Genomic DNA, 26,402 nt, shown 5'->3' on the forward strand with positions numbered 1-26,402 from the left:
GTTTATTCTTTATACAAATTCAACATTTTTTAAAAACAAATATTTACATTTGGTTTTTAAAAAAAGGTCAAATAAAATCAATTTATGTCTCAAAATAAAGTTATACTGGGTAGTGAAGAATGGTGTTCTTTTCCTGAATTAGGAATTCCTACAATCAAAGCAAGAGTTGATTCAGGGGCAAAAACATCCGCTTTACACGCTATAAACATTGCCCCTTTTATCAAGAATGAAGCAAACTGGGTAAAGTTTGATATCAATCCGATTCAAAATAATCTAAAAACGGTAATCCATTGCGAGGCACCTTTAGTGGATAAACGTTTTGTAAAAAGTTCCAGCGGATTTAGAGAACAACGGTATGTTATCCAAACCAACTTGAAAATTGGCGATTCGATGTGGCCTATTGAAATGACATTGACCAATCGAGATTCTATGGGTTTCAGAATGCTTTTAGGTCGGGAGGCTATGAGCGGAAGGGTTCTTGTAGACCCTGAACAAAAATATCTTTTGGGGCAACCTACCTCAGATAGCTTGAAAGAACTATATAAGAATTCCGAAAAAGCCAGCTCAGGCCTTCGCATTGGCCTTCTGGCCAGCAACCCCGAATTATACAGCAACAAGCGTATTATGGAAGCGGGTGAAATGCGGGGTCACGAAATGCATTTTTTGAACATTAAAGAATGTTACATGAAGCTGGATGCAAAAACACCTGAAATTCATTACCGTGGAGGGAAAATATTAAATCAATTTGATGCTATTATCCCTAGAATTAGGCCTAGCATTACCTTTTATGGCTGTGCATTAACGAGACAATTTGAAGCCTTAAATGTGTTTTGCTTAAATTCTTCTAATGCAATTACCCAATCACGAGATAAATTATATTCCTTACAATTACTCTTACATAGTGGAATTGACATACCTACAACAGGATTTGCAAATTCACCTTTGGATACGGATGATTTAATAAAAATGGTAGGAGGCTCTCCCTTAATTGTTAAATTACTCGAAGGGACACAAGGGAAAGGTGTTGTATTGGCCGAAACTAAAAAAGCAGCTGAAAGTGTTATTAACGCTTTCAAAAGCTTAAATGCCAATATATTAGTTCAGGAATTTATCAAAGAAGCGAACGGTAAAGACATTCGTTGTTTTGTAATTGACGGAAAAGTAGTCGCTGCTATTCAACGGGAAGCAATGCCAGGTGAATTCAGAGCTAACATCCATCTTGGAGGAACAGCTTCAGTCATAAAAGTGACAGCTGAAGAAAAACGTATTGCGATAAAAGCTGCCAAAGCAATGGATTTGAAAGTAGCCGGCGTTGATATTATTCGTTCATCAAAAGGCCCCTTATTATTAGAAGTAAATTCATCTCCAGGATTAGAAGGAATCGAAGGTGCAACCAATAAAGATATTGCAGGGGAAATGATAAAAGCAATTGAGAAAAATTTTAAACTGAAATAGTTTTAAGAGGTTCAGTTGCATTCGCAGTTTACAGTCTGCTATATAACTGAAAACTGAGAACAAAAAACCGAAAACTAAAAACAATGAATCCATATCTCGATATTATCATTCGCAGTGCCGCCGTTTATTTTTTCATGGTTATTGCTTTGAGGTTTTTTGGAAAAAAAGAATTATCCCAACTAAATACTGCCGATGTCATTTTAATATTATTGATAAGCAACTCTGTTCAAAACGCAATGGTTGGGAATAACACGTCACTTTATGGTGGTATGGCTGCGGCAACAGTACTTTTTACTATTAATTTTATCTTGAAGAAATTGATGTTCAGGTACCCCAAGTTTAGTGATTTTATGCAGGAAAAACCGGAAATTTTAATTCACGATGGAAATCTGGACTTTAAAGCATTAAGTAAATTAAACATTTCTTCTGACGAATTAAAAGAAGCGATGCGCGAGCATGGAATTGAATTTTTTAAAGATGTAAAGTTAGCTATGCTTGAGATTGATGGCAACATAAGCATTATATCCGGTAATGAAAATTTAAAACAAACCCATTACAAACGAAAACGTATTCATAAAAACTTAGCTGGCATAAACTAGATACAAACCAACTCAAAAATATTTTTACACGAATATCTCTGCAATCCTGAAATAATTATGCTTGATTCATTCAAAACATATTTTCAATCCAAAACCAATCTGACGGACGAACAATTTCTTTCGATTACGGGTACATTACAATCCAAAAAAGTAGAAAAAGGAACTGTCCTACTACATCAGGGAGCTATTTGTCATCATTCCTTTTTTGTTTCTAAAGGTTTATTGCGTTCTTATACTATTGACGAAACAGGAAAAGAACACATCATTCAATTTGCACCGGAGAATTGGATTATTTCGGACAGAAGCAGTTCTTATTTCAACGAACCTTCTGAATTGTTTATTGATGCCATTGAAGATACGGAAATTGTTTTAATTGATAAAAATTTCATCGATGCCGCAGCCGAAATTAGTATTTCTTTTCGACAACAGGACAATATTGCTTTACACAATCACATTCGCCAACTTCAAAAACGTATAAATCTCTTACTGGGAGCTACAGCAGAACAACGTTATTTGGATTTCATAACTATTTATCCGAGCCTTACTTTACGTATTCCACAATGGATGATTGCATCTTATTTAGGTATTACACCAGAAACATTAAGCAGGGTTCGCAAGGAATTAGCCAAAAGAAATTTCAAACCGTATTAATTCATACAAATTCATTTCTTATCCTATATCAATGCATCTGGTTTTAATCTATAGTAAATTTGTACTATAATTTAAATCAGACATAGAAATGAAAACTAAAAATATTGAATTAGTATTGGCTCCACCTCCACCACATATGGTTGGCGACGGATTTAGAGTACACAATTTTATTCCGAGTGGTCATAATTTAGACATGAAAAGAATGAGTCCGTTTATTATGATGGATTATAATTCTAAATTTTATTTCCCGCCCACAGATCAACCCAGAGGCGTAAGTGTCCATCCGCATAGAGGTTTTGAAACCGTTACGATTGCCTATAAAGGAAAAGTAGCACATCACGACAGCTCAGGAAATAGCGGCATCATTGGCGAAGGTGATGTACAATGGATGACTGCAGCTTCGGGAATTTTGCACAAGGAATACCACGAAGAAGAGTTTAGTAAAAAAGGTGGTGATTTTCAAATGGTACAACTTTGGGTCAACCTTCCTGCAAAGGATAAAATGTCAACACCAAAATACCAAGGAATTACCAACGACCAAATCAACAAATTTGAACTTCCTGATAATGGCGGGGTAATTGAAGTTATAGCGGGACAATACGAAAATGTAAAAGGTACCGCTTCGACTTTCACTCCTGTTAATTTACTAAATGCCAAATTGAATAATGGAGCAAAAGCATCCTTCAATTTTCCTGCAAATTACAATACTGGTTTATTAGTAATTGAAGGAAGTATAAAAGTGAATGATACCGAAAATGTCCCAGCCAACCATTTTACATTGTTTAAAAACGAAGGTGAAGAATTTACCATTCAAGCTACTGAAAACGCAATAGTTTTGATTTTAAGTGGTGAACCAATCAATGAACCGATTGCAGCGCACGGTCCATTTGTAATGAACACTCAAGCCGAAATCATGCAAGCATTCGATGATGTGAATATGGGAAAATTTGGTTATTTGGAAGAATAATTTCTTTATTTTTATATTTTAAAACAGCTAAATATGTCAAATATAAAACTGATAATTGAAGAACGCCCGAGCAATATTGGTGAATTTATGGTTGGGCGATTGCTTCCCTTTCGAGAAAAAAGAATGGTTGGACCATTTGCATTCATCGATCATATGGGACCAACCTGCATGAGCGATTACGAAAATTTAGATGTTCCGCCACATCCACATATTGGGCTTTCTACTTTGACCTATTTGTTTGAAGGGAGCATTATGCACAAAGACAGCTTGGGAACTGAAATGGAAATCAAGCCCGGACAAATCAATTGGATGACTGCAGGAAAAGGGATTGTCCATTCAGAGCGAACACCTCAGTATTTGCGTAGTTCAAATAAAATGCTACATGGCCTTCAAATTTGGGTGGCTTTACCCAAAGAATTGGAAGAAATGAAACCTTCTTTTTTTCATGTACCTGAAAATGAAATTCCAGAATGGAAAGCTGATACTATTGCTTTCAAACTTATAGCTGGAGAAATACTCGGTAAAAAATCACCTGTTCCCGTTTATAGTCCGCTTTATCTTTTGGAACTAAAAAGTACCACGCGTCAAACGGTGACTATTGGTGACCATTTATTTGGCGAAAGCGCTTTATACATTTTAGAAGGCAGTATCGAAAGCGAAGGTAATACTTTCGGACCAAAGCAAATTTTGATTGCCAAAGACAGTAAACTTTGCGCCTTTGACATGGCAGCAAACACAACTATTTATATTTTTGGAGGAGAACCTTTTCCCGAAGAACGCATTATTTATTGGAATTTTGTCGCTTCAACCAAAGAACTGATTGAAAAGGCAAAAGAAAAATGGTTGGCACAAACTTTTGATAAAGTTCCAGGCGAAAGCGAATTTGTTCCACTTCCAGAACAAAAATAAAAATAGCAAGTATGATTAAAATAGCAGCGCACATTGGTAAAGAACTTTATAAAACAGAAATTGAATCCGCTAATCATAAAATCATTTCAGATGAGCCTGAAAGTGCAGGAGGAAAAGATTTAGGCTTTGCGCCAAAAGAATTACTGGCTTCGGCATTGGCAGCTTGCACCTGCATCACTTTACGCATGTATGCGAACCGAAAAGGATGGGATTTAGCAGATATAAAAGTTGAAGTGACTTTTGAAAAAGATACAACGGAAAATAAATCGAAAATGATGCGCAACATTCAATTATTTGGAAATATTGACGAAGCACAAAAAGCACGATTATTAAACATTGCCGATAGATGTCCGATACACCAAATAGTAACGAATCCTATCGAAATCACAACTGAATTAAATTAAAAATTATGATAATTGAACAAATAAACGAAATTAAAAAAGGCTATTTTAGAGCTTCTGATAATGAAATAGAAGCAGGAAGAATGACCTATACTTGGGCTGGAACTGATAAATTTATTATAAATCATACCGAAGTAAATTCTGGATTTGCAGGGCAAAGCGTGGGCAAAAAACTGGTAATGGAAGCGGTAAAGTACGCAAGGGCAAATAATCTTAAAATCTTGCCTTTATGTCCTTTCGCAAAAAGCGTATTTGACAAAACGGAAGAAATACAGGATCTTTTATATTAAAAAATTGAAAATTGAAAAGGCATAAAAAAACCATTCGTAACCCGAATGGTTTTTTTATATACCTTAAAATTAATGAATTATAAAAACAAACTTAGGAAATAATAAACCAATGCCGCTAAAAAAGCCGAAATAGGAATGGTCAATACCCAAGCCCATAACAAGCTTACCGTTACCCCCCAACGAACCGCAGAAACACGTTTCGTTAAACCAACTCCAATTATAGATCCTGTAATAGTATGTGTAGTACTTACCGGCACTTTAAAATGCTCCGTAAAATATAAAGTCAATGCACCTGCTGTTTCGGCAGCAACACCTTCAAAAGAGGTTACTTTGGTAATTTTTGACCCCATTGTTTTCACAATTTTCCAACCGCCACTTAAAGTACCTAAGGCAATAGCAGTATAGCATGCCAAAGGAATCCAACCCGGCATTGCCCCTTTTATATTTTTATCTTCGTTTGGAAGTATTACTTGCAACCAATCTGGAAGACTTACAATGTCAACTCCACTTGCATGAATATAAACGGCAACAGCAGCTGCAATAATACCCATCACTTTTTGCGAATCGTTTCCACCATGGCCCAAACTAAAGGCTGCAGAGGATAATAATTGCATCTTTTTTAACCAAGCTGTAGCTTGATGTAAATTCAGGCTGCTAAATATTAAGCAAAACAAACTCACTGTAAGGATAATAAAGGCAACCAAAAACCATTTTATATTGTGAGATTCAAAAACGACACTCCAAAAATGAGAATCGAAACGCGGTTTTTCAATATCAGCAAAATTCACCATTTGGCCTTGAACAAACCAAATTGTTAAAATCATTAATGACACTGTAAAAAGTTTTGGATATATACTTTTTCTTGAAGCATTAAGAAGCCAAATCGAAATCAGATAAGAAATCAAAGCGCCTAATAAAGGGGCTAATACTATAAAAGCAATGATAACAACAACTCCAGATGGCATTCCGCCGTCTTTCCCAGCTTTGTACCAACTTACTATATTATACCAATGATGTGTTATACCATCAACTGTATAGTCAGAAAAACCATGTACGGCAATGGCATGAGCAAGCGCTGCGCCTGCGAAACCACCTATTAATGTATGCGAAGAACTCGAAGGAATACCTTGCCACCATGTGATTAAATTCCAAACAATAGCTGCAACAACCCCTGCAAGAATTACCACTAAGTTTATTTCACTGGTTTCGGCTGTTTTGGCAACTGTATTTGCCACACCTAATCCAAAAACCCAATAAGCCAAAAAATTAAAGAAGGCAGCCCAAACTACCGCTTGGAAAGGTGATAAAACTTTTGTTGCCACAACTGTAGCAATAGCGTTGGCGGCATCGTGAAAACCATTAATATAATCAAAAATTAAAGCTAGAACTATAATAACTATTAGTAAAGTAAATTCCATAAAATATTATTTCAGAATAAAACTGATTGAATTAAGAATGTTTTACAGCGATTGATTCTAAAACACTTGCCACGCTCTTGCATTTATCCGTTGCTGATTCTAAAACAGATAAGACCTCTTTGTATTTGATAATGTTTTTTACGTCGGTTTCATTTTCAAATATTTCGAAAACTGCTTTATTATAAACAGTATCCGATTTATTTTCCAACTTGCTGATTCGTGCACAAGCATCAGTAATATTCTTGATTTTTTTGAAACTTCTCAATTCTTTTACCGCTACATCAATATTCTGACATGCTTCAAGATTTATTTCTGTCAATTTTCTGATCGATTTTGTAATCTTATCAACCTGATATAATCTCATTCTGCTGGCAGCACCATGAAGATTATCAGCAACATTATCTATTGAAGTAATCAAGGAGTGAATATCTTCTCTATCAAAAGGAGTAATAAAGTTTCTGCTCAATTCCAAATTTGTTTGACGTGTGATGTCTTCTCCTTTTTGTTCCAATGTATCTATTTTTTGAAAAAGAACTTCTCTTTCTTTCAATGGAAGATTTACCGCTTCATGTAAATTTGAAGCCAATTCAATTAAATTACTGGATGCTTCTTCAAAAAGAGGAAAGAATTTTTTGTCTTTTGGAACTAAAAATTGGAAAATACTATTTATTGACATTTTATTAGGTTTTAGAATTGCAAAAATAATTTATTATTCTCTGTAAATGTTAATTTGTTAATAACAAATCGTCTTCTATTTGAAAACTATTCAGAAAAGAAACTGTTTTTTCAATGTCGTAATGCAAAATTCGGTCTTCTTTTACCAAAGGAACTTCCTCGCGATACGCATTTAAAAACATTTCGATAAAATCACTGGATTGCAATGGTCTTCTATATTCTATGGCTTGTGAGGCATTCATCAATTCTATTGCTAAAATTCGCTCCAGATTATCCATAACACGTAACGCTTTTGTAGCACAGTTTGCCCCCATACTTACATGATCTTCCTGTCCGTTGCTGGACACGATACTATCGATACTGGAGGGAGTTGCCAGTTGTTTATTCTGGCTTGCAATACTTGCAGCCGTATATTGTGGAATCATTAAACCGGAGTTCAAACCTGGATTATCCACTAGAAATGCAGGAAGATTTCGCAAACCTGAAATCAATTGATAGGTTCTGCGCTCCGAAATACTTCCTAATTCTGCCAAAGCAATTGCCATGAAATCCAATGCTAACGCTAATGGTTGTCCATGAAAATTACCTCCGGAAATAATTTGGTCACTTTCAATAAATATATTAGGATTATCCGTCACCGAATTGATTTCTGTTTTAAACACTTTTTTTACATAATCAAAAGCATCTTTTGAAGCACCGTGAACTTGTGGCATGCATCTAAAAGAATACGGATCTTGAACATGTGTTTTTTCTTGCTCAATAATTTCACTTCCTTCCAGAAAACCTTTTATACGATTCGCCGTTACAATTTGACCTTTGTGAGGACGAATAAAATGAATCAATTCATTAAAAGGTTCGATTCTGCCATCAAATCCTTCAAGAGAAATAGTTCCTATCAAATCCGCTAAATAAGAAAACTTATTCGCTTTCATCAAGATATGTGCGCCATAAGCACTCATGAATTGAGTACCATTTAATAAAGCCAAACCTTCTTTGGATTGCAAAATAATTGGTTCCCAATTAAAACGCTTCAAAACTTCACTGGAATGTACTTTTTTACCTTCAAAATATACATCACCTTCTCCTAATAATGGTAAAGATAAATGCGCCAATGGAGCTAAATCACCCGAAGCACCAAGTGAACCTTGTGTATAAATTACTGGTAAAATATCATTATTGTAAAATGCCATCAATCGGTCTACAGTCTGCAATTGAATTCCGGAATGACCATAGCTCAACGATTGAATTTTGAGTAACAACATCAATTTGACAACTTCATTCGGAACTTCCTCACCTGTTCCGCAAGAATGTGATTTCACTAGATTTTCTTGCAATTTTGATAAGTTTTCATTCGAAATTTTCACATTACAAAGCGAACCAAAACCAGTATTAATTCCATAAATAGGTGCTGAATGCGTAGCCATTTTTTTATTCAAATAATCCCTGCATTTTTGGATATTTATTTTTGCTTCGTCGGATAATGCTATCGTTTTATGATGCGCGATAATCTCGTTTAAAACCTCTAATGAAAGTACTTCAGTGCTTATATAATGTGTGTTTTCCATTCCAATTGTATTTAAGTGCCCAAAATTGAATAAATCAATATTAAAAAGCAACATTTTTTAATAATAATTTAAAATTCATATCCAAAAAAAACCAAATAATAGATTTCATGCAAATTACCCTGTATTTAAGGTTATTAAAATTCTTAGTTTAGAATACCGACTGGATTTATACTGTGAACTAATTTATTGTCCTAAAATTAAAGAAATTCAGAGTGTATTTAATACAAATAGGAATGAAATTTAGAATTTAAGTTTAATCAAAAGTAAGACACAACAAATCAACAGCGTTATAAAATCTCTACAATTATAAGAATCGCATCAACGAAAAGGATATTTATTGAAAAATATTTATTTTTAATCCAAATGTGATTGAATTTTTAAAATATTCGCAAAAACTAAATTTAATGTTTTGGTTTTTATAAAAAACTGTACTTTTGGGGAATCAAAATGGTAAACAACAGATCAACATATCAATCTTCGATAACAACTCAAAACTGGGTTGCAATTTCTGTTACATTTACTGCTACAACAACTACAACTACCCCTTAGGGGTATTCATTTTACATATAATCCTATTTATTATACTTTTTCCTGAAAGGAGAAAGATTTTGGATGTATAAAAAACATTGCATTTTTAAAATAAAACATATACAATGAAAGTATTAAAATTTGGCGGAACTTCGGTTGCCAATGCACAAAATATAAAACTGGTTCTGGATATCGTCATCAATAAAGCAAAAGAAGAAAAATTAGTAGTAGTAGTTTCTGCTTTTAGCCAAGTTACTGACCTGCTTCAGCTTGCTTCCCAAAAAGCAGCTGCCGGAGATGAAAGCTTCAAAGATATTCTTGCCGAAATAGAGAAAAAACATTTAGATGCCTTAAAAGAATTTATTCCTGTAAGCGAACAAAGCAGTCTGTTAAGTCATATAAAAAGAATTATAAATCATCTTGAAACGTTACTGGACGGTTGTTTTCTTTTGGGGGAATTATCCGCCAGAACTTCCGATACAATTTTAAGTTTTGGTGAATTATTGTCTTCTTACATCATTTCTGAAGCATTAAAACAAAATCTAAAAAATAGCGGTTATAAAGACAGCCGCGAATTAATAAAAACCGATAATCATTTCGGAAAAGCTATCGTAAATTTTGAAGTTTCAAATCAACTAATTGCTGATTTCTTTGCCTCGAATGAGAATCAAGTGGTTGTAATGCCCGGATTTATTGCCGCATCACTTGATGGCATCAACACTACTTTAGGTCGTGGTGGTTCCGATTATACTGCTGCAATCATCGCTGGAGCAGTGAATGCATCCGACTTGGAAATTTGGACTGATGTAAACGGAATGTTTACTGCCAATCCGAAAATTGTAAAACAAGCACAACCTATCGCCTTTATTTCTTATCAGGAAGCGATGGAGTTATCGCATTTTGGTGCCAAAGTTTTATATCCGCCAACAATTCAACCAGTATTGAGAAAGAATATTCCAATTCATATCAAAAATACTTTTGAACCAGAAGCCGAAGGAACTTATATTTCAAATCAAGAAATGGTTCACACTAATCCTGTAAAAGGAATTAGCCACATCGATAATATTACTTTGATTACACTTGAAGGACCCGGAATGATTGGTGTTACAGGTTCGTCTAAAAGACTTTTTGAAGTATTATCACAGGAAAGCATCAATGTAATTTTTATTACTCAAGCGTCATCGGAGCATTCAATCTGTATTGGAATTCTAAATTCGGATGCTGATATTGCTGAAGAAGCCATCAATAAAGCTTTTCAAATTGAGATTTTACAAAACAAAATTGATCCCTGTATCGTTGAAAAAAACCTTTGCATCATTGCTTTGGTTGGCGAAAATATGAAAAATCATCAAGGTTTAAGCGGAAGAATGTTTAGCACTTTGGGTAAAAATAACGTAAACATCAGAGCGATTGCTCAAGGTGCTTCCGAAAGAAATATCTCGGCGGTTATCAACGAAAGAGATGTAAAGAAAGCATTGAACACGTTGCACGAAACCTTTTTTGAAGAAAACACCAAACAATTAAACCTGTTTGTAATGGGTGTTGGAAATGTAGGTGAGAAATTCATCGAACAAATTCACCAGCAAAAGAAATTCTTAAAAGACAATCTGAAAATAAACTTACGTGTTATCGCTTTGTCAAATTCAAGAAAAATGTATTTTGATGAAGACGGAATCTCTTTAAAAGAATGGCAATTTCTACTAGAAACTGGAGAACCTGCTGACAAAGAGAAGTTCATTTCGAATGTAAAAGAACTCAATTTACGCAACAGTATTTTTGTTGACATTACTGCAAATGAAAGCGTATCTAAGACATACGAACAATATTTAAAACGCAATATTGCCGTAGTGACTTGTAATAAAATTGCCTGTGCTTCTGAGTATGACAATTATAAAAAACTAAAAAAACTATCCAGACAATTCAACGCTCCTTTTCTATTTGAAACTAACGTTGGAGCTGGATTACCAATTATTGATACCGTAAAAAACTTGATTGCCTCAGGTGATAAAGTGAATAAAATCCAAGCTGTTTTATCCGGAAGTTTGAACTTTATCTTTAATAATTTTGATGAAAATAATACTTTTCATGATGTCGTTAAAGAAGCTGGCGTACAAGGATTTACAGAACCAGATCCTAAGATTGATTTAAGCGGAATTGACGTTGCCAGAAAGATATTAATCTTGATTAGAGAAAGTGGTTATAAAATGGAAATTGACGAGATTGCTAACGAATCTTTTATGCCTGCTGAATGTCTCGAAACAACTTCAAATGAAGCGTTTTTTGAATCTTTACTGAAACACGCTTCTCATTTTGAAACTATTTATAAGGAAGCGTTGAGCAAAGAATCTCGTTTAAAATATGTAGCACAATTCGAAAACGGAAAAGCCAATGTTGGGTTGCGATTCATTCCTAAAGACCATCCTTTTTATAATCTTGAAGGAAAAGACAATATTGTATTGTTTTTCACGGACCGTTACGTAGACCAACCTTTATTGATAAAAGGTGCTGGTGCCGGAGCTGCAGTTACTGCTTCAGGAATATTTGCTGATGTAATCAGAATTGGAAACGTATAGTCGGTAGAGATGCGATTTATTGCGTCTAATTTATGTAGAAAGAGACGCGATAAATCGCTTCTGTACCACAATAAAAATAAAAAGATATGAATGAAATAAAAATATTTTGCCCCGCCACAATTGCCAATCTATCCTGCGGATTTGATGTCCTTGGTCTTTGTTTAGAAACTGCGGGTGACGAAATGATTATTCGAAAATCAGACATAAAAGGGATTCGTATCACTAAAATTGTAGGTGCCGACTTGCCTTTGGAAACCGAAAAAAATGTTGCTGGAGTATCTGCTTTGGCGATGTTGGAAGCCATTGAAACGGAATTTGGATTTGAAATAGAAATCTACAAACACATCAAAGCCGGAAGCGGAATTGGGAGCAGTGCCGCCAGTTCAGCTGGTGCAGTTTTTGGAATCAATGAATTACTGGGACGTCCATTTACCCGAAAAGAATTGGTTTTATTCGCTATGCAAGGCGAAAAATTAGCCAGCGGAAACGCTCATGCCGATAACGTTGCTCCTGCCCTTTTGGGTGGCTTTACGTTGGTGAGAAGTTCGAATCCTCTGGACATTATCAAAATAGAAAGCCCTTCCGAATTGTACGCCACTGTGGTTCATCCTCAAATTGAGTTAAAAACATCGGATGCGCGTTCGGTATTGAAACAAACTGTTTCCTTGAAAAGTGCTATTACACAATGGGGAAATGTGGGCGGATTAGTAGCTGGATTGTACACTAAAGATTACGATTTAATCGGACGTTCATTACATGATGAAATCGTGGAACCATTGCGAAGTGTCTTGATTCCGGGATTTGATTTAATCAAAAAAACAGCATACGAAAACGGAGCTTTAGGTTCAGGAATATCAGGTTCAGGTCCTTCTATTTTTGCTTTAAGCAAAGGAAAGGAAACCGCTGATAAAATCGCCAAAGCCATGAGTGCCGTTTACGACGCCATGAATTTACCGTATGAAATTCACGTTTCTAAAGTAAATGATGAAGGAATGAAAATAATAAGTTAATACAATAATAAGGAGATTGCTTCGTGCCTCGCAATGACAAAAAAATGAAATATTACAGTTTAAACCATAACGCACCTAAAGTTTCTTTTCAAGAAGCCGTAATACAAGGATTAGCAACAGATAAAGGATTGTATTTTCCGGAAACAATTACCCCTTTAACTCCTGCTTTTTTTGATACTATCGAAAATTTAAGCAACGAGGAAATTGCTTTTGAAGCGATTCAACAATTTGTAGGTGACGAAATCCCGGAAGCCACTTTAAAACAAATCATTGCCGAAACCTTATGTTTTGATTTCCCTGTGGTCGAAGTCGAAAAAGGCATTTATTCCCTTGAATTGTTTCATGGTCCAACGATGGCTTTCAAGGACGTTGGCGCGCGATTCATGTCACGTTGTTTGGGTTACTTCAATAAAGATAACAAAGACAGTAAAAACACGGTTCTTGTAGCTACATCCGGTGATACTGGCGGTGCTGTAGCGAGTGGTTTCCTTGGTGTAACAGGCGTTGAAGTAATTATCCTGTATCCATCCGGAAAAGTGAGCGATATTCAGGAACGACAATTGACCACTTTAGGACAGAATATTAAAGCGCTTGAAGTAGACGGCGTTTTTGATGATTGTCAGGATATGGTCAAAAAAGCTTTTCTTGACGAAAGTTTAAAACATAAAAATCTGACTTCGGCGAATTCGATAAATATTGCGCGCTGGTTGCCACAAATGTTTTATTTCTTCTTTGCCTATAAAGCCTTAAAAAAAGAGAACAAACCGTTAGTTTTCTCTTGTCCAAGCGGGAATTTTGGAAATATTTGCGCAGGTATCATTGCTAAAAAAATGGGATTGCCTGTTGAACATTTTGTAGCGGCTACGAATGTGAATGATACGGTGCCAAGATTTCTAGAAAACGGTATTTACGATCCAAAACCTTCTATCGCGACGATTTCGAACGCAATGGATGTGGGGAATCCTAGTAATTTTATCCGTATTCAGGAAATGTACCACAATGATTTGGAACAATTCAAAAAAGATTTTTCTTCATTTACTTTCAATGATGAGGAAACGATTGAAGCGATGAAAACCATTTACAAAACAGACGGTTACATTGCTGAACCTCACGGAGCTGTTGGATATCTTGGATTGAAAAAAGAATTACAAAACCACCCGAATGCGATTGGTATTTTCTTAGAAACCGCCCACCCTATTAAGTTTTTGGACACGGTTGAACCAACATTAAACGTAAAACTGCCGATTCCTACACAAATTGAAAGTGTTTTAGGAAAAGAAAAAGTGAGCGTAAAAATTAAAACGTACGAGGAATTGAAAGCGTTTTTGGCATAACATTTCAATATCCAGACAAAAATACAAACCGACTGAGAAGTTATTTTCAGTCGGTTTTTTATATGGAAATACAAACCTATTAATTTTAATTACTAAATTAATTCTCTATAAATAAATCTATTTGGTTTCTAAAGAATTAAAAAAAATCTTGATTCATGGATAAATATACTAATTGCCTACACCATATTAGCTAATATCAATAATTTTATTCGGTAATAGCTTTTATTGCTTTTAGTGAATAATTATCAATTTCATTTTCCTCAATAATTCTTGCATATTTAATTTTATCTAGTAATGAAATTGCGTGATCATAGTCTTTAAACAAACTTTTAAATTTAGGTCTCCCAATTATCAAATCATATCGCAAATTATTATTTTTTGCTTCATTCTCTAAATCAATAAACTGTCCTAAATTTTTATAAGCTTTCTCAGCAATGCTTTTAGACTCCTTAAGGTCAAAACTAATTGGTTTAACTAAATTTAAACTACCATTTTGCCAAGCATAATCAAATTTAAATTCGTTTCCATTTTCATTAGTAACCGTATAATCAACAAAAAATCTTTTCTTATCTCTATTTATAAGATTAAAATCTAAACCACGTAAATTATCATAAAATTGATGTAATAATTCTGGTTCTTTAGGTTGATTAAACTGATGTTTTATATCTTCAATAAAATATTTATTTAACAGAATTTCTTCTATGAAATCATTTTTAAAATCTTGTTGATAATCAGTTTTAAAATTAGAAAACTGAAGTACACTTCCATCAAGAGGAAGAATATATTTGGAAATAAATGAAGATAAATCATCAATTTCTAATTTATGAAAAACATCATTATTTAGTGATAATCTTTCAAGTCTTTTATCAATTTGCTTAAGATATTCTTTAATTGTTCTTTCAGGAACATTATTGTATATAACCTTTATACGACTTAAGTTTTTTGAATATGAAAATGAAAATTTACCAACATTACTAAAAAAAATAAGCAAACCAATATTTATACTCTCATCAAGAAATGGAGAATGCTTGTATTTTAAGACACAATATTTATAAAAATCTTTTTTCATTTTATTATACCAATTAAGTGGTTACATATTGGCATTCTTTTATTTTTAATCCATTCCAAAAATAGTAAAAAATCATCTCTATCTCCAAAATTAATATTCAAAGAATCTAATTCATTAAATATACTAATAAATCTATTTATATTCAAATGCTTTAACATTTCTGCAAATTCGTCAAAAATTCCATTCTTAACTCTCAATGATTTTAAATGAGTGATTACAATATGACGTTGATAGGGATAATTTTGTAAATATGTAAAATAATTCGGATCGCTATAAGAATTATTAATAAAAGGTAAAGTTTGCTCGTGATCTATTAATAAAATCTCATCATCATTAACTAACAAATTTGGTTTGTTTCTAAAACCTCCCCTATCGCTATTAATTATAACATTATCAAAAGCAAACAAATTTGCAATATCATATGATTTAATAAACTGAAGTGAAACTAACGGATTAAAAATCACATATTGACCGTTAAACTCACTACAAAACTTATATCCATCATCTAAATTATCTAATTCTTCTTTTTCAAAAAAATCAATTAACAAACTATGATCAATATCAATAACAGCATAATTGGGAACTGCTAAATTAAACTCATTAGCTAACTCCGAAATTAATATTTCCTTAGCAACACTAAAATTTTGCTCAACATATTTTTTTTTAAAAAGTTTCATTACGTAATGATTAACTTTCCCAAGCTCATCAACAGCTGTTATTAATAAAGGTTTTGAACTCCCTCCATCTATAAAACCATCAATTTGAATTAATTTTAAAATTTTCATTTAAATATATTAATGCGGAAATATAGTACAAACTAATTCAAATTCCAAATTAACTTTTGCCCTTACTTCGCAAGGTGCTCATCAAGAAAAATGGTCGCGCTAGTTAAACTATATCTGATATACACAATTTCTCTCGGTCGATAGACCCGATCACCTGGATATACACAATTTCTATCGGTTGGATAGCGCGGAATTCTTTCCGTGCCCGCAATAATGAGACAGTACAACAAAATAGAATAAGCTACATTCCTAAAAAGATGTAGCTATTTTATATCACACCGTTTTATTATTTTACATAACGTCTTTTTAAGGTTTCATTTCCGTTTTTTCCGTCCATGTAAAATTGGATTGTCTTTTATTGATTAACCAATGACCGTTTTCTTTAACATAGTCATCATGGTAGATTACACCCATTGTGGTTTTCATTTTTTTATTATTTTCAGTTCCAATTAATACTACTTGACAGTATGAAATCCCCGAAGCCTTATTCCCATTTAAAGTAACAGTTTGCTGTCCGTTTATGTGATACACCACATCAAAAAGATTGAGAAAACCAGCAAATGCTTCGCCTATTTGTTTTCTTCCTATAAAAGTTGTGCCAGTCTGACCATTATTTACAGAAGAAACTTCGGCATTTTCAGTGAAAAGCAATACTTGGTTTTTCACATCTTTTACATCAGCTAAAACTGAAAATGTATCTACTACGTTTTTGAGGGCAATTCTGTCTTCAATTACTGCAATTTTTTTGTTATCGTTGTTCATTTTTTGTGCGTTTACTGATAAACAAAGAGTCATTAAAGCGAATGCTAAAATATTTTTTTTCATCTTGATTTTGTTTTGATTGTTATACTAATTAATTCTTATTTCTTGAAGTGCAAAGCTACTGGCACTTTATCCAAAAATTATTACCCTTATTACAGAATGACATACCATTATTACAGAATAGATGCAACCATAGCCTACACATCCATTAGTTTTAATAAATTTGTACAAGATAATCAGAACAATATGAAGCTAATAGCCCACATAGCAACAATAAGTGAGTATAATAATAAGATCGATATTGAAACATTACATCCTTTGGTTAGTTTTATTGATTTTTCAAATGTAAAACCTCAGAAAAGAGAAAGAGAATCGGCAGAAGCAGTAAGCTTCGGCTTCTATTCCATTTTTCTAAAAGAGGATACCAATTGCGAAATAAAATATGGACGAAATAGTTATGATTATCAGCAGGGAACTTTAGTGTTTATTGCCCCACATCAAATAGTGAGCATTATAGAAGATGGCGAAAACTATCAGCCAACTGGTTATGCCCTTTTATTTCATCCTGATTTGATAAAAGGAACTTCATTAGGACAACATATTAGAGCATACCAGTTTTTCTCCTATGATGTACACGAAGCCTTGCACCTTTCAAAACAAGAAAAAAAATTGATACAGGAATGTTTCAAGAAAATAGTTTTTGAACTCAAACAATCGATAGACAAGCATAGTAAAAAAATATTGGTATCAAATATTGAATTGTTTCTGGACTATTGCACTCGTTTTTACGACCGACAATTTATTACCCGTGAGCATGCTAATACTGGTGTGGTAGAAAAATTTGACATATTGTTAAATGATTATTTTCAATCTGAAAACCCACAAGCAATTGGTATAGCTACGGTGGCATTTTTTGCCAACGAATTGAATTTATCTGCAAACTATTTTGGAGACCTTATCAAAAAAGAAACTGGTAAATCGGCTTTGGAATATATCCATTTAAAAATAATTGAGACAGCTAAAGAGTTGTTGTTTGATACTGGAAAATCGGTAAGTGAAATAGCCTATGAATTAGGCTACAAATATCCTCAACATTTTACACGCTTGTTTAAGCAACAAGTTGGTCATTCGCCTAATGAATACCGATTTTTAAATTTAGACATTTCACAGTAATCCTCCGTTATTATATATGTAATCTCTTTACGTTAAGGAATAATCTCCATTATTTATCATTCCGACGAAGGAGTTATCTCAAAAAGTGTGTGCAACAAATAGAGATTCCTCCTTCGTCGGAATAACAAATAAACTTACATTTATAAAAAGAGGGTTACATTCTATTAAATTTAAACTTTTGTCCGCCAATCGATGCCTCGTACATGAGTCCGCCCTTTTGCATGGTGAATACCATAACGCCATCCGTATATTTTACATTTGCTGAGGCGCCTTCAGTTACGGCTACCGCTGAGGCTTGTGCGGAAAATTCGAATCGGCTCTGTTTAAATCGGTTCATTTCGTTTTTTGTTTCAAAAAATATCACCTCCCGATACGCTTGTCCGCCAGCCTGAAATCCAATGCTGAGTTGCGTCAACTTGGCCATGCCTATCATCTTGCCATGTTCATAGACAACCCCGTTTCCAGCCGCACCGCCGACAGCAAGTCCTCCTTTTCCAACATTTGGAAAAATAACATAACCGTACGCTTTATCAAAAAGTGCTTTCATCAACGGATCGCTTTTAATGAACTCTGCTTTTGCTGTTTTACTATCAGCAATAATTTTATTCTTTTTAGCAGTTGATTGCCCGAATATTGGTGCCATGCTTAATACACAAGCCATTACTATCACCAAAAAAACATTTAAATTTTTCATAATCGTATCAATTAAATTGTTGTAAAATTTATTTACTCAAAGGTAAAAAAAATTTCTTGTTTAATGATTAAATATACTGATTACCAATGTTATATGAATTATTTTATCAAAAAAAGCGAGTGATTAATCCCTTTTTTCTACCTTTGAAAAACATAAAGCAATAACCCAAGAATAAGTATTATCCATGATTACAAAAGCAACAGTAGAAGACGTTTGTCTATTAAATACATTAATCAATTCAGCATATCGCGGGGAATCTTCTAAAAAAGGATGGACCACTGAAGCCAACATATTAGAAGGACTTAGAACTACTGAAAAAGAACTGATAGAAACGATTCATGACCCAAAAAATACGATTCTGAAATTTACAGAGGATGAACAGATTATAGGTTGTGTATTGTTGATGGAGAAAACGCAGCAATTATATTTAGGCATGCTAACGGTTTCTCCTAAATTACAAAATAGCGGCGTTGGAAAAAAATTATTGCAACAGGCAGCAATTCATGCTTCGGGATTGGGATTGCCCAAAATTGTAATGACTGTAATATCTGTTCGGGAAGAATTAATTACATGGTACAAGCGCAACGGCTATGAAGATACCGGAGCAAGAGAACCTTTTCCCGCAAGTGAAGTTCATATTCCAATTACGGAAGCGCCTTTGGAATTTATTGTTTTAGAAAAAAAGGTTTAGAATTAATAATAATCAATCTTAAATCGAAATAAAATGGCAACTAATAGCAAAACACTTGTTATAAAAGATTTAGAAGAAAAATCAATTCTTGTATCCAGAACATTTACTGCGCCACTTGAAAAAGTTTGGCGAGCGTACACTGAAAGTGAATTACTAGAACAATGGTGGGCACCACAACCTTGGAAAGCAGAAACCAAAACAATGAACTTTTCTGTTGGCGGTTATTGGTTGTATGCGATGGTAGGTCCTGAAAATGAAAAACATTGGGGACGAATGGACTATACTGCAATAACACCACAAATAAGCTTTGAAATCAAAGATAGTTTTTGTGATGAAGAGGGAAATATAGACCCTTCCTTACCGGTTTCTGCAGGAACTATAGCTTTTGCCAAGACAAGCTCTGGCACTTTAGTTGAATTCAAGATGTTTTATTCCAATGAAAAAGAAGTACAAACCATGATTGAAATGGGCTTTGAGCAGGGCATTACAGCTTGTCTCGAGCAATTGGAAGCCTTATTTCAAGAAAATAAAATATAATGATGATCGCTTGGATATTGACAATACCTCTCAATTCAAGGTTCGCGTAAGGGATTGCGGCGGCATCCTTTATTTTTTTTCTTTAAAAAAATAAAGATAAAGCCAAAAGCCCGACCCGAAAGCTGCAGATTCGTGAATCTGAACTGGGATTTTCTGCTTTGGGGTTACGCCCAAATTTTAATATAAAAATTCATATCCCCATTAATCGGTAAAACAAACCGTATTTTTGTGGCGTGAAGAAATCAGTTTCAATTATTGGAGGAGGACCTGCAGCACTTTTGCTCGCTGCATTACTGGATTGCAAGAAGTTTACCGTTACCATCTACGAGAAAAACAAAACACTGGGGAGAAAATTTCTGGTAGCCGGAAAAGGAGGATTTAACCTCACCCATTCGGAACCTATAGCCGAGCTAATAGCGCGGTATACACCATCCGATTTTTTAGAAAAAGCACTGCTTGATTTTGACAATCACGATTTCCGAAATTGGATTGATACCATCGGGATTCCAACATACATAGGCAGTAGCAAACGCGTGTATCCTGAAAGCGGCATTAAACCCATAACAGTGCTCAACGCAATCCTAAAAGTTCTCGATAAACAAGGCGTTGGCATACAATACGAACACAACTGGACGGGATGGACTAACAACGATACTCTTGTTTTTAATACTGATACAGAAATAAAATCTGATTATACCATTTTTGCTCTGGGCGGCAGCAGCTGGAAGGTAACGGGATCTGATGGCACATGGCTCGATTTATTCAAAACACAAGGAATTGCTGTCGTTCCGTTTCAATCTTCTAATTGTGCGTACCGTGTTCACTGGCCGGAAGATTTTATCATGGAACATGAAGGCAGTCCGCTTAAAAACATTTCTATTAGCTGTTCGAATAAAACTCAAAAAGGCGAAGCGGTAATCACGCGTTTCGGTTTAGAAGGCAATGCAGTTTATGCTCTTAGTCCACAAATTAGGGAAGAGCTAGAAAGCCAACAAAAAGCCACTATTTTTCTGGACCTAAAACCAGCATTAAGTTATGATGATTTGCATCAAAAGATTAAAAAATCGACCTTAAAAAAGACGAGCGAAAAATTACAAAAAGAGGTTAAATTGAGTCTTGCGCAGATTGGCCTTTTGAAAAAATACCTGTCAAAAGAAACTTACCTGAATCCGGAACTATTAGCACAAAACATCAAAAAACTGCGTATCGAAATCACAGGTTCTTCCCTATTGAACGATGCGATATCCACAACTGGCGGTGTTCAATTGAATGCCGTAGATGAGAACTTCCAATTGAAAGAGATGAAAGATCACTATTGTATTGGCGAAATGCTGGACTGGGATGCACCCACGGGTGGTTATCTTCTTCAAGCTTGCTTCAGTATGGGCATGCATCTTGCGCGTCACCTGAATAGTATTCCTTGATTTTTTTTGAAGGTTAATTAGCTGAATTCAAAAGAATATTTTTATCAGAACACTAAAACTTCACAACCGTTTTTCCAATCCAATTCATTTACAATACCATTTCCTCAAACAATCTTTGCGCCGTTTGTTCTAAATCATCACACAATCCCGGATGCGGTCTTGAGGTTTGAATCGCCGAACTGCGAAGAGCAGTCAACCACCGGAAACGAGATGGAATATCGAATTGCGCTATTGGTCCACCCGATTTTTCCCCATGCCCCACTTTCTCGAATGCCTGTAAGTTTAAATGCAATTGTTCCAAATCTAAATCGGCTGAAAACAATTGAAGTTTCGCTTCGTTAAACGAACAGAGCACTTTTATAAACTTGGCTTTTTTACAAAATAGAATAATACCCACATTGAGGAATTCTTCGCGTTCTACCCTTGGTACAACTCGGATTACGGCATACTCATATAAGTGTTTCTCGTGCATTTTGGGCTTCATTTATAAAAATTTCGGAATGGTTTAAGCGTATGGATAAAAACTGGAAATAGACTTCCCGAAGCGTTTCGGGAGTTTCATCCGTATCTTCCCATTGGAGCCACTCCGTTGGAATAAGATTGACTATAGACTGTAGTACTTCTTCTGTTAGCATTTTTTTGAATAGTGCATCGATTTCCTTTAACAATGAAGCTTGTGGCAACAATACGTGGTCTTTTATCAATGCAAAAGGACTTTGTGCATGCGTTTTCCAATTGGTCCACGAATGATGAAAATAAAGACTAGCACCGTGATCAATCAGCCATAATTCCTTGTGCCAAATCAGCATATTCGTATTTCTGAAAGTTCGGTCGACATTAGTAATAAAAGCGTCCAGCCAAACAATTTGGGAAGCTAATTTTGCATCAACCACCGTCACAACAGGATCAAAATTTATAGCTCCCGATAAATAATGCAAAGCCAAATTAAGTCCCTGACTCCCTTTAAGTAATTCCTGGATTTCTTCGTCACCTTCTGAGCGTCCGAAAGCTTCGTCGAGATTAGCGTAAACGAGTTCCGGCATTTTTAGTTTTAAAACACGGGCAATTTCACCGCCAATTAATTCGGCGATTAAGGCTTTTACACCGTGACCGGCACCTTTGAATTTCAATACATATTTAAAATCATCATCGGCTTCAGCGAGCGCAGGCAAAGAACCGCCTTCTCGCAACGGAGTGATGTATCGTGTAACATTTACGGTTCTAAGATGGGGTATTTTTTCCATAATCGAATTGGATAAAGCTATTTTGCTTATGTACAAACTTACAAATAAGTAGGGTGAAATTTAATTTATAAGCTCTATTTACTCAAATTTTGCAGACTTAAAAAGGCATTTCCAATATTCGCAATAATATCAGACGCAATAAAGGACTGAAAACCTGTTTCGGGCAGCGCAATATCAGCGGTTAGTCCATGCAAATAGACGCCAAGTATGGCAGCGTTTATTGATTCATAGGATTGTGCCAATAAACTGGTAATCATTCCAGTCAAAACATCTCCAGTTCCTGCAGTAGCCAAAGCGGCATTTCCGGTGGTGTTTTCGTAGATTGTATCTCCATCTATGATTCGGGTTGGTGCACCTTTCATCACAATAATGAGATGATATTGTTTAGAAAAAGCGATTGTTTTAGCTATTTTTTCCTGTTCGGAATTCCATTTTCCTAGTAATCGTTCCAATTCTTTAGGATGTGGCGTGATAATGGTTTTGGGCTGTAATAAAGGAAGCCATTCTTTGTTTTTGGATAGAATATTCAACGCATCGGCATCGATTACCAAGGGTATTTTATTCGTTTGCAGTAATTTATAAATAGCTTGTTGTGTTTCGATTTCCAGGCCTAAACCCGGTCCTATTCCTATGGCTTGTGGTGTAATTTCGAAAGTAATATCCGAAATGGATTTTTCCTGATTATCCGTTATAACCATGACTTCAGGAATAGCAATTTGAAGAATATCGTACCCACATTTTGGTATAAAAACAGTGACCAATCCGCAACCCGTTTTCAAGCAAGCTTTGGACGAAAGACAAACTGCTCCTATTTTCCCATAACTTCCACCAATAATTAAGGCATGTCCTTGAATGCCTTTGTGGGTGAATTTATCGGGTTGTTTATAGCGTTTGAGAATTTCGCTTTGGTCGATGTAAATTGGATTCATCTTGGAATTTATTTGTCTAAAATTACAAATTTAAAATGGAACAGATTCTTTAATTGTAATCGAAATGCCCTAGCCCTGATGGCAGTGGAAATCCTTTTTATACGCTTTTTCGGCGGATAAAAAGATTGAAACGAACAGCAGGAAATAGCTCCTAAAAACTAGGCTTCTTTTTTACTTTTTAGTTTATTGACCGTTCCGTTTAATTCAAAACCAAGCAGTAATATCATGCAGTTGATCCATATGTAAAACATCATAATTAATAAGGTTCCTATGGAGCCGTATAATTCGTTGTATTTTGAGAATCGGATGACCCAAATTCCAAAACCATAGGAATCCAGAAGAATCAAAATTGTTGTAAATACAGAGCCTATGGAGATAAAAGCCCTGTTTTTATCATGCATGGTGCCAAACTTAAAAAGTATGGAAGTTGTGATTAAAATCATTACAATGATAAACGCATAGCGCCATAAAATAATCAATTCAACTTGGTCGCTCAATATCGTTTTTTGGATAAATACCTCGAAAACAACGATTGCCGATACGGTTACAATCAATAGTATTGACAATAGCAATGACATGCCGAGAGCGACAATGTATTGGTGTATAAATCCTCTTTTGATGAGGACGTGACGCGAAGATTCGAAACCGCCCAAGATTCCATTTAAACCATTTGCCATCAGAAAAATAGACAATATAAATCCCGAAGACAGTAATCCGGAATGGCTATTGTGGAGAATATCATTGATGATTTTGTAAATCGCATCATAGGTATTTGGCGGAACTCCTTGCCTTACAAATTGAAGAAAATCTTCTTGAAAACCTTCGATTGGGATGTAGGGAATAAGATTTAAAATGAACAAAGCAAAGGGAAATAATGCCATGAAGAAACTAAATGCAATAGCACTGGCGTGATAGGTCAAGGCGCTTTCGACAATTCCTAATCCGTACAATTCTAATAAATCATACAACGACAACCCCTGCAACCATGGGAGTTTTATTTTTTTTAACCCACGGGCAAGATTCCGTATTATTGGAACTTTTTCTATTCGCTGTTCAATTTCTTTACTCATATTGCTTTTAAGCTCAAATCCATATTGTAAACAGAATGCGTTAAGGCTCCAGACGAAATATAATCGACACCACATTCCGCATAATGACGAATGGTGCTTTCATTGATATTCCCTGAAGATTCGGTTTGGCATTTGTCACCTATCAAAGTCACTGCTTTTCGGGTATCTTCATAATTGAAGTTGTCTATCAAAATTCTATAAATGCCTTCGCTTTCTAATATTTCTTTGATTTCATCCAAGTTTCTGGCTTCGACAATGATTTTTAGATCCAGATTATTTTCTTTGAGATAGGCTTTGGTTTTGGCTATGGCCAAAGTAATTCCGCCTGCAAAATCATTGTGATTGTCCTTGAGCATAATCATGTCATACAAAGCAAAGCGATGGTTTTCGCCTCCGCCAATTTTCACTGCCCATTTCTCACAAGCTCGGAAACCTGGAGTTGTTTTTCGGGTATCAAGGATTTTAGTTTCTGTTCCTTCCAGAAGCGCTACATATTGTTTGGTTTTGGTAGCAATTGCCGACATTCTTTGCATCGAATTCAAAACTACCCGTTCCGATTTCAAGATGGATTGTGAACTTCCCGAAACATGAAAAACAACATCCCCTTTTTTTACCGAAGTTCCATCCTCAATGAATGTTTCTATTTGCAAATTAGGATCTACATATTCGAAAACCATTTTGGCGAAAGCCACACCGGCAATAATACCATCTTCTTTTACAAGCAACTTCGCTTTTCCGGTTGCCGTTGCAGGAATACATGCCAAAGAGCTGTAATCACCAGGACCAACATCTTCCCGAATGGCATTTTCAATTAATATATGTAACTCGTTTTTGAACTGTACTTCGCTAATCATTGTATAAGAAATTTATGGAATGCTAAAGTAGGATTTATTTTGTGGATTTGAAAATATGTTCGCTTCGTTGTCAAGAAAACAAGTAAATTAATCTATTTTTTTTAGTAAAGTATAGTCCAGTGTGAAGATGAGACTATACTAGAATCTTGTGTTCAAAATCCTGAGCGGTAACATTAAAATTTAAGGAAATCAAAAACTATTGAAATCAGGTATTTTATTTTGGTCTATACTATTAAAACCCTATATTTGAGTTCAGTAACAATAAAAAACATGATTATGAAAACTTTTTTAAGCATTATTTTTGTATCATCAATACTATTTATTTCTTGCAAAAAAGAAATAGAACCCCAAAATAATACTAGTCCAGCAAACATCATTCCATTTACTGAAGTTGGTAAGCAAATGCGTAGTCAGGCTTCGACAGCGTCACAGACACAACAAAACAGTACTGTTGTTAATCAAAATCAGACTTTAGCGGCTCCAGTAGCAGTTGCTAAAGGAATGAATCCAGCACACGGTCAACCATTGCATCGTTGCGATATTCCTGTTGGAGCTCCCTTAAATTCTGTAGCTTCAGCTAAAAATACTCCAACACAGCAAATAACTTCTCCACAAAACCAATTAGTTTCACCTATTCCAGCCGCTACAACACCAACAGTAACAACACCGACTCCGGAGGGAATGAACCCACCACACGGTCAAACAAATCACAGATGTGATATTGCTGTTGGGGCACCGTTGCCAAAATCATAATTTAAAATAGCGCACGATATCCAAAAGGTAACTTTGCAAAAA

At 34.9% G+C, this 26,402-nt stretch carries 27 protein-coding genes; 15 read left to right on the forward strand and 12 right to left on the reverse strand.

The annotated features are described in order from the left end of the window. The first annotated feature begins 84 nt into the window (after window positions 1–84). The 7 genes from rimK (at window position 85) to ACNQGG_RS12230 (ending at window position 5,272) form a co-directional block, all read left to right on the forward strand. On the forward strand, window positions 85–1,455 hold the full coding sequence (gene rimK / locus ACNQGG_RS12200) for a 30S ribosomal protein S6--L-glutamate ligase (RefSeq protein WP_417964346.1): 1,371 nt from the start codon (window positions 85–87) through the stop codon (window positions 1,453–1,455). 83 nt (window positions 1,456–1,538) lie between these two features. Further along, the gene (locus ACNQGG_RS12205) at window positions 1,539–2,054 is read left to right on the forward strand and encodes a DUF421 domain-containing protein (RefSeq protein WP_417964348.1); all 516 of its coding nucleotides are present in this window, start codon (window positions 1,539–1,541) and stop codon (window positions 2,052–2,054) included. Between the two features lie 54 nt (window positions 2,055–2,108). Beyond that, window positions 2,109–2,705: a Crp/Fnr family transcriptional regulator gene (locus ACNQGG_RS12210; RefSeq protein ID WP_417964416.1), complete on the forward strand. Its 597-nt coding sequence runs from the start codon at window positions 2,109–2,111 to the stop codon at window positions 2,703–2,705. An 88-nt stretch (window positions 2,706–2,793) separates the two neighbouring features. Then, complete coding sequence (locus ACNQGG_RS12215; RefSeq protein ID WP_417964350.1) at window positions 2,794–3,672, forward strand: pirin family protein; 879 nt, start codon at window positions 2,794–2,796, stop codon at window positions 3,670–3,672. Window positions 3,673–3,705: 33 nt separating this feature from the next. Continuing rightward, window positions 3,706–4,581 carry a pirin family protein gene (locus ACNQGG_RS12220; RefSeq protein WP_417964352.1) on the forward strand — a complete coding sequence of 292 codons (876 nt, stop codon included), beginning with the start codon at window positions 3,706–3,708 and terminating at the stop codon, window positions 4,579–4,581. A gap of 11 nt (window positions 4,582–4,592) precedes the next feature. Further along, window positions 4,593–4,985: an OsmC family protein gene (locus tag ACNQGG_RS12225; RefSeq protein WP_417964354.1), complete on the forward strand. Its 393-nt coding sequence runs from the start codon at window positions 4,593–4,595 to the stop codon at window positions 4,983–4,985. Between the two features lie 5 nt (window positions 4,986–4,990). After that, window positions 4,991–5,272 (forward strand): GNAT family N-acetyltransferase, encoded by a 282-nt coding sequence (locus ACNQGG_RS12230; RefSeq protein WP_416858213.1) that lies wholly within the window; start codon window positions 4,991–4,993, stop codon window positions 5,270–5,272. Window positions 5,273–5,349: 77 nt separating this feature from the next. Here ACNQGG_RS12230 and ACNQGG_RS12235 read toward each other — a convergent pair whose 3' ends face one another. The 3 genes from ACNQGG_RS12235 to hutH are packed head-to-tail and all read right to left on the reverse strand — an operon-like array spanning window position 5,350 to window position 8,930. Next, complete coding sequence (locus ACNQGG_RS12235; RefSeq protein ID WP_417964356.1) at window positions 5,350–6,690, reverse strand: inorganic phosphate transporter; 1,341 nt, start codon at window positions 6,688–6,690, stop codon at window positions 5,350–5,352. Window positions 6,691–6,721: 31 nt separating this feature from the next. Beyond that, window positions 6,722–7,366 carry a DUF47 domain-containing protein gene (locus tag ACNQGG_RS12240; protein ID WP_416858215.1) on the reverse strand — a complete coding sequence of 215 codons (645 nt, stop codon included), beginning with the start codon at window positions 7,364–7,366 and terminating at the stop codon, window positions 6,722–6,724. A 49-nt stretch (window positions 7,367–7,415) separates the two neighbouring features. Next, window positions 7,416–8,930 (reverse strand): histidine ammonia-lyase, encoded by a 1,515-nt coding sequence (hutH, locus tag ACNQGG_RS12245; protein ID WP_417964358.1) that lies wholly within the window; start codon window positions 8,928–8,930, stop codon window positions 7,416–7,418. A 653-nt stretch (window positions 8,931–9,583) separates the two neighbouring features. On the opposite strand from hutH, the gene thrA reads away from it, so the two are divergent. From thrA to thrC, 3 genes are all read left to right on the forward strand, one after another. Beyond that, on the forward strand, window positions 9,584–12,031 hold the full coding sequence (thrA, locus tag ACNQGG_RS12250; RefSeq protein ID WP_417964360.1) for a bifunctional aspartate kinase/homoserine dehydrogenase I: 2,448 nt from the start codon (window positions 9,584–9,586) through the stop codon (window positions 12,029–12,031). A gap of 86 nt (window positions 12,032–12,117) precedes the next feature. Continuing rightward, window positions 12,118–13,041, forward strand: coding sequence for a homoserine kinase (locus tag ACNQGG_RS12255; RefSeq protein ID WP_416858218.1), 924 nt, complete (start codon window positions 12,118–12,120; stop codon window positions 13,039–13,041). Between the two features lie 44 nt (window positions 13,042–13,085). Continuing rightward, a complete protein-coding gene (gene thrC / locus ACNQGG_RS12260; protein WP_417964362.1) occupies window positions 13,086–14,375 on the forward strand; it encodes a threonine synthase in 1,290 nt (429 codons plus the stop codon). A gap of 205 nt (window positions 14,376–14,580) precedes the next feature. On the opposite strand, the gene ACNQGG_RS12265 is transcribed toward thrC, so the two are convergent. The 3 genes from ACNQGG_RS12265 to ACNQGG_RS12275 form a co-directional block, all read right to left on the reverse strand. Further along, window positions 14,581–15,444 carry a DUF3037 domain-containing protein gene (locus ACNQGG_RS12265; protein ID WP_417964364.1) on the reverse strand — a complete coding sequence of 288 codons (864 nt, stop codon included), beginning with the start codon at window positions 15,442–15,444 and terminating at the stop codon, window positions 14,581–14,583. Continuing rightward, entirely contained in the window at window positions 15,441–16,229 is a 789-nt protein-coding gene (locus ACNQGG_RS12270; protein ID WP_338648352.1) for a HipA family kinase, read from the reverse strand. The genes ACNQGG_RS12265 and ACNQGG_RS12270 overlap by 4 nt, the downstream gene beginning before the upstream one ends. A 306-nt stretch (window positions 16,230–16,535) precedes the next feature. Continuing rightward, complete coding sequence (locus tag ACNQGG_RS12275) at window positions 16,536–17,054, reverse strand: nuclear transport factor 2 family protein (protein ID WP_417964366.1); 519 nt, start codon at window positions 17,052–17,054, stop codon at window positions 16,536–16,538. 183 nt (window positions 17,055–17,237) lie between these two features. Here ACNQGG_RS12275 and ACNQGG_RS12280 point away from each other — a divergent pair, with 183 nt between their 5' ends. Further along, complete coding sequence (locus ACNQGG_RS12280) at window positions 17,238–18,164, forward strand: helix-turn-helix domain-containing protein (protein WP_417964368.1); 927 nt, start codon at window positions 17,238–17,240, stop codon at window positions 18,162–18,164. Window positions 18,165–18,318: 154 nt separating this feature from the next. Here ACNQGG_RS12280 and ACNQGG_RS12285 read toward each other — a convergent pair whose 3' ends face one another. Further along, window positions 18,319–18,858, reverse strand: a complete 540-nt coding sequence (locus ACNQGG_RS12285; RefSeq protein ID WP_417964370.1) for a lipid-binding SYLF domain-containing protein — start codon at window positions 18,856–18,858, stop codon at window positions 18,319–18,321. Between the two features lie 184 nt (window positions 18,859–19,042). Here ACNQGG_RS12285 and ACNQGG_RS12290 point away from each other — a divergent pair, with 184 nt between their 5' ends. From ACNQGG_RS12290 to ACNQGG_RS12300, 3 genes are all read left to right on the forward strand, one after another. Further along, window positions 19,043–19,549, forward strand: a complete 507-nt coding sequence (locus tag ACNQGG_RS12290; protein WP_417964372.1) for a GNAT family N-acetyltransferase — start codon at window positions 19,043–19,045, stop codon at window positions 19,547–19,549. Window positions 19,550–19,582: 33 nt separating this feature from the next. Then, window positions 19,583–20,086, forward strand: coding sequence for an SRPBCC family protein (locus ACNQGG_RS12295; protein ID WP_417964374.1), 504 nt, complete (start codon window positions 19,583–19,585; stop codon window positions 20,084–20,086). Between the two features lie 233 nt (window positions 20,087–20,319). After that, window positions 20,320–21,510, forward strand: a complete 1,191-nt coding sequence (locus ACNQGG_RS12300; RefSeq protein ID WP_417964376.1) for a BaiN/RdsA family NAD(P)/FAD-dependent oxidoreductase — start codon at window positions 20,320–20,322, stop codon at window positions 21,508–21,510. A gap of 88 nt (window positions 21,511–21,598) precedes the next feature. On the opposite strand, the gene ACNQGG_RS12305 is transcribed toward ACNQGG_RS12300, so the two are convergent. The 5 genes from ACNQGG_RS12305 to nadC all read right to left on the reverse strand — a co-directional run bounded on the left by ACNQGG_RS12305 (window position 21,599) and on the right by nadC (window position 25,607). Further along, window positions 21,599–21,982: a DUF3037 domain-containing protein gene (locus tag ACNQGG_RS12305; protein WP_416837640.1), complete on the reverse strand. Its 384-nt coding sequence runs from the start codon at window positions 21,980–21,982 to the stop codon at window positions 21,599–21,601. After that, complete coding sequence (locus ACNQGG_RS12310) at window positions 21,960–22,754, reverse strand: HipA family kinase (protein WP_417964378.1); 795 nt, start codon at window positions 22,752–22,754, stop codon at window positions 21,960–21,962. Before ACNQGG_RS12310 ends, ACNQGG_RS12305 begins: the two co-directional genes overlap by 23 nt. A 74-nt stretch (window positions 22,755–22,828) precedes the next feature. Next, window positions 22,829–23,683: an NAD(P)H-hydrate dehydratase gene (locus tag ACNQGG_RS12315; protein ID WP_417964380.1), complete on the reverse strand. Its 855-nt coding sequence runs from the start codon at window positions 23,681–23,683 to the stop codon at window positions 22,829–22,831. A 158-nt stretch (window positions 23,684–23,841) separates the two neighbouring features. Beyond that, window positions 23,842–24,753, reverse strand: coding sequence for a YihY/virulence factor BrkB family protein (locus ACNQGG_RS12320; RefSeq protein ID WP_417964382.1), 912 nt, complete (start codon window positions 24,751–24,753; stop codon window positions 23,842–23,844). Further along, window positions 24,750–25,607 carry a carboxylating nicotinate-nucleotide diphosphorylase gene (gene nadC, locus ACNQGG_RS12325; protein WP_417964384.1) on the reverse strand — a complete coding sequence of 286 codons (858 nt, stop codon included), beginning with the start codon at window positions 25,605–25,607 and terminating at the stop codon, window positions 24,750–24,752. Before nadC ends, ACNQGG_RS12320 begins: the two co-directional genes overlap by 4 nt. A 276-nt stretch (window positions 25,608–25,883) precedes the next feature. On the opposite strand from nadC, the gene ACNQGG_RS12330 reads away from it, so the two are divergent. Beyond that, a complete protein-coding gene (locus ACNQGG_RS12330) occupies window positions 25,884–26,360 on the forward strand; it encodes a hypothetical protein (protein WP_417964386.1) in 477 nt (158 codons plus the stop codon). Window positions 26,361–26,402 lie beyond the last annotated feature (42 nt).

The organism is Flavobacterium esculini (genome assembly GCF_048284325.1).
Classification (GTDB): Bacteria; Bacteroidota; Bacteroidia; order Flavobacteriales; family Flavobacteriaceae; genus Flavobacterium.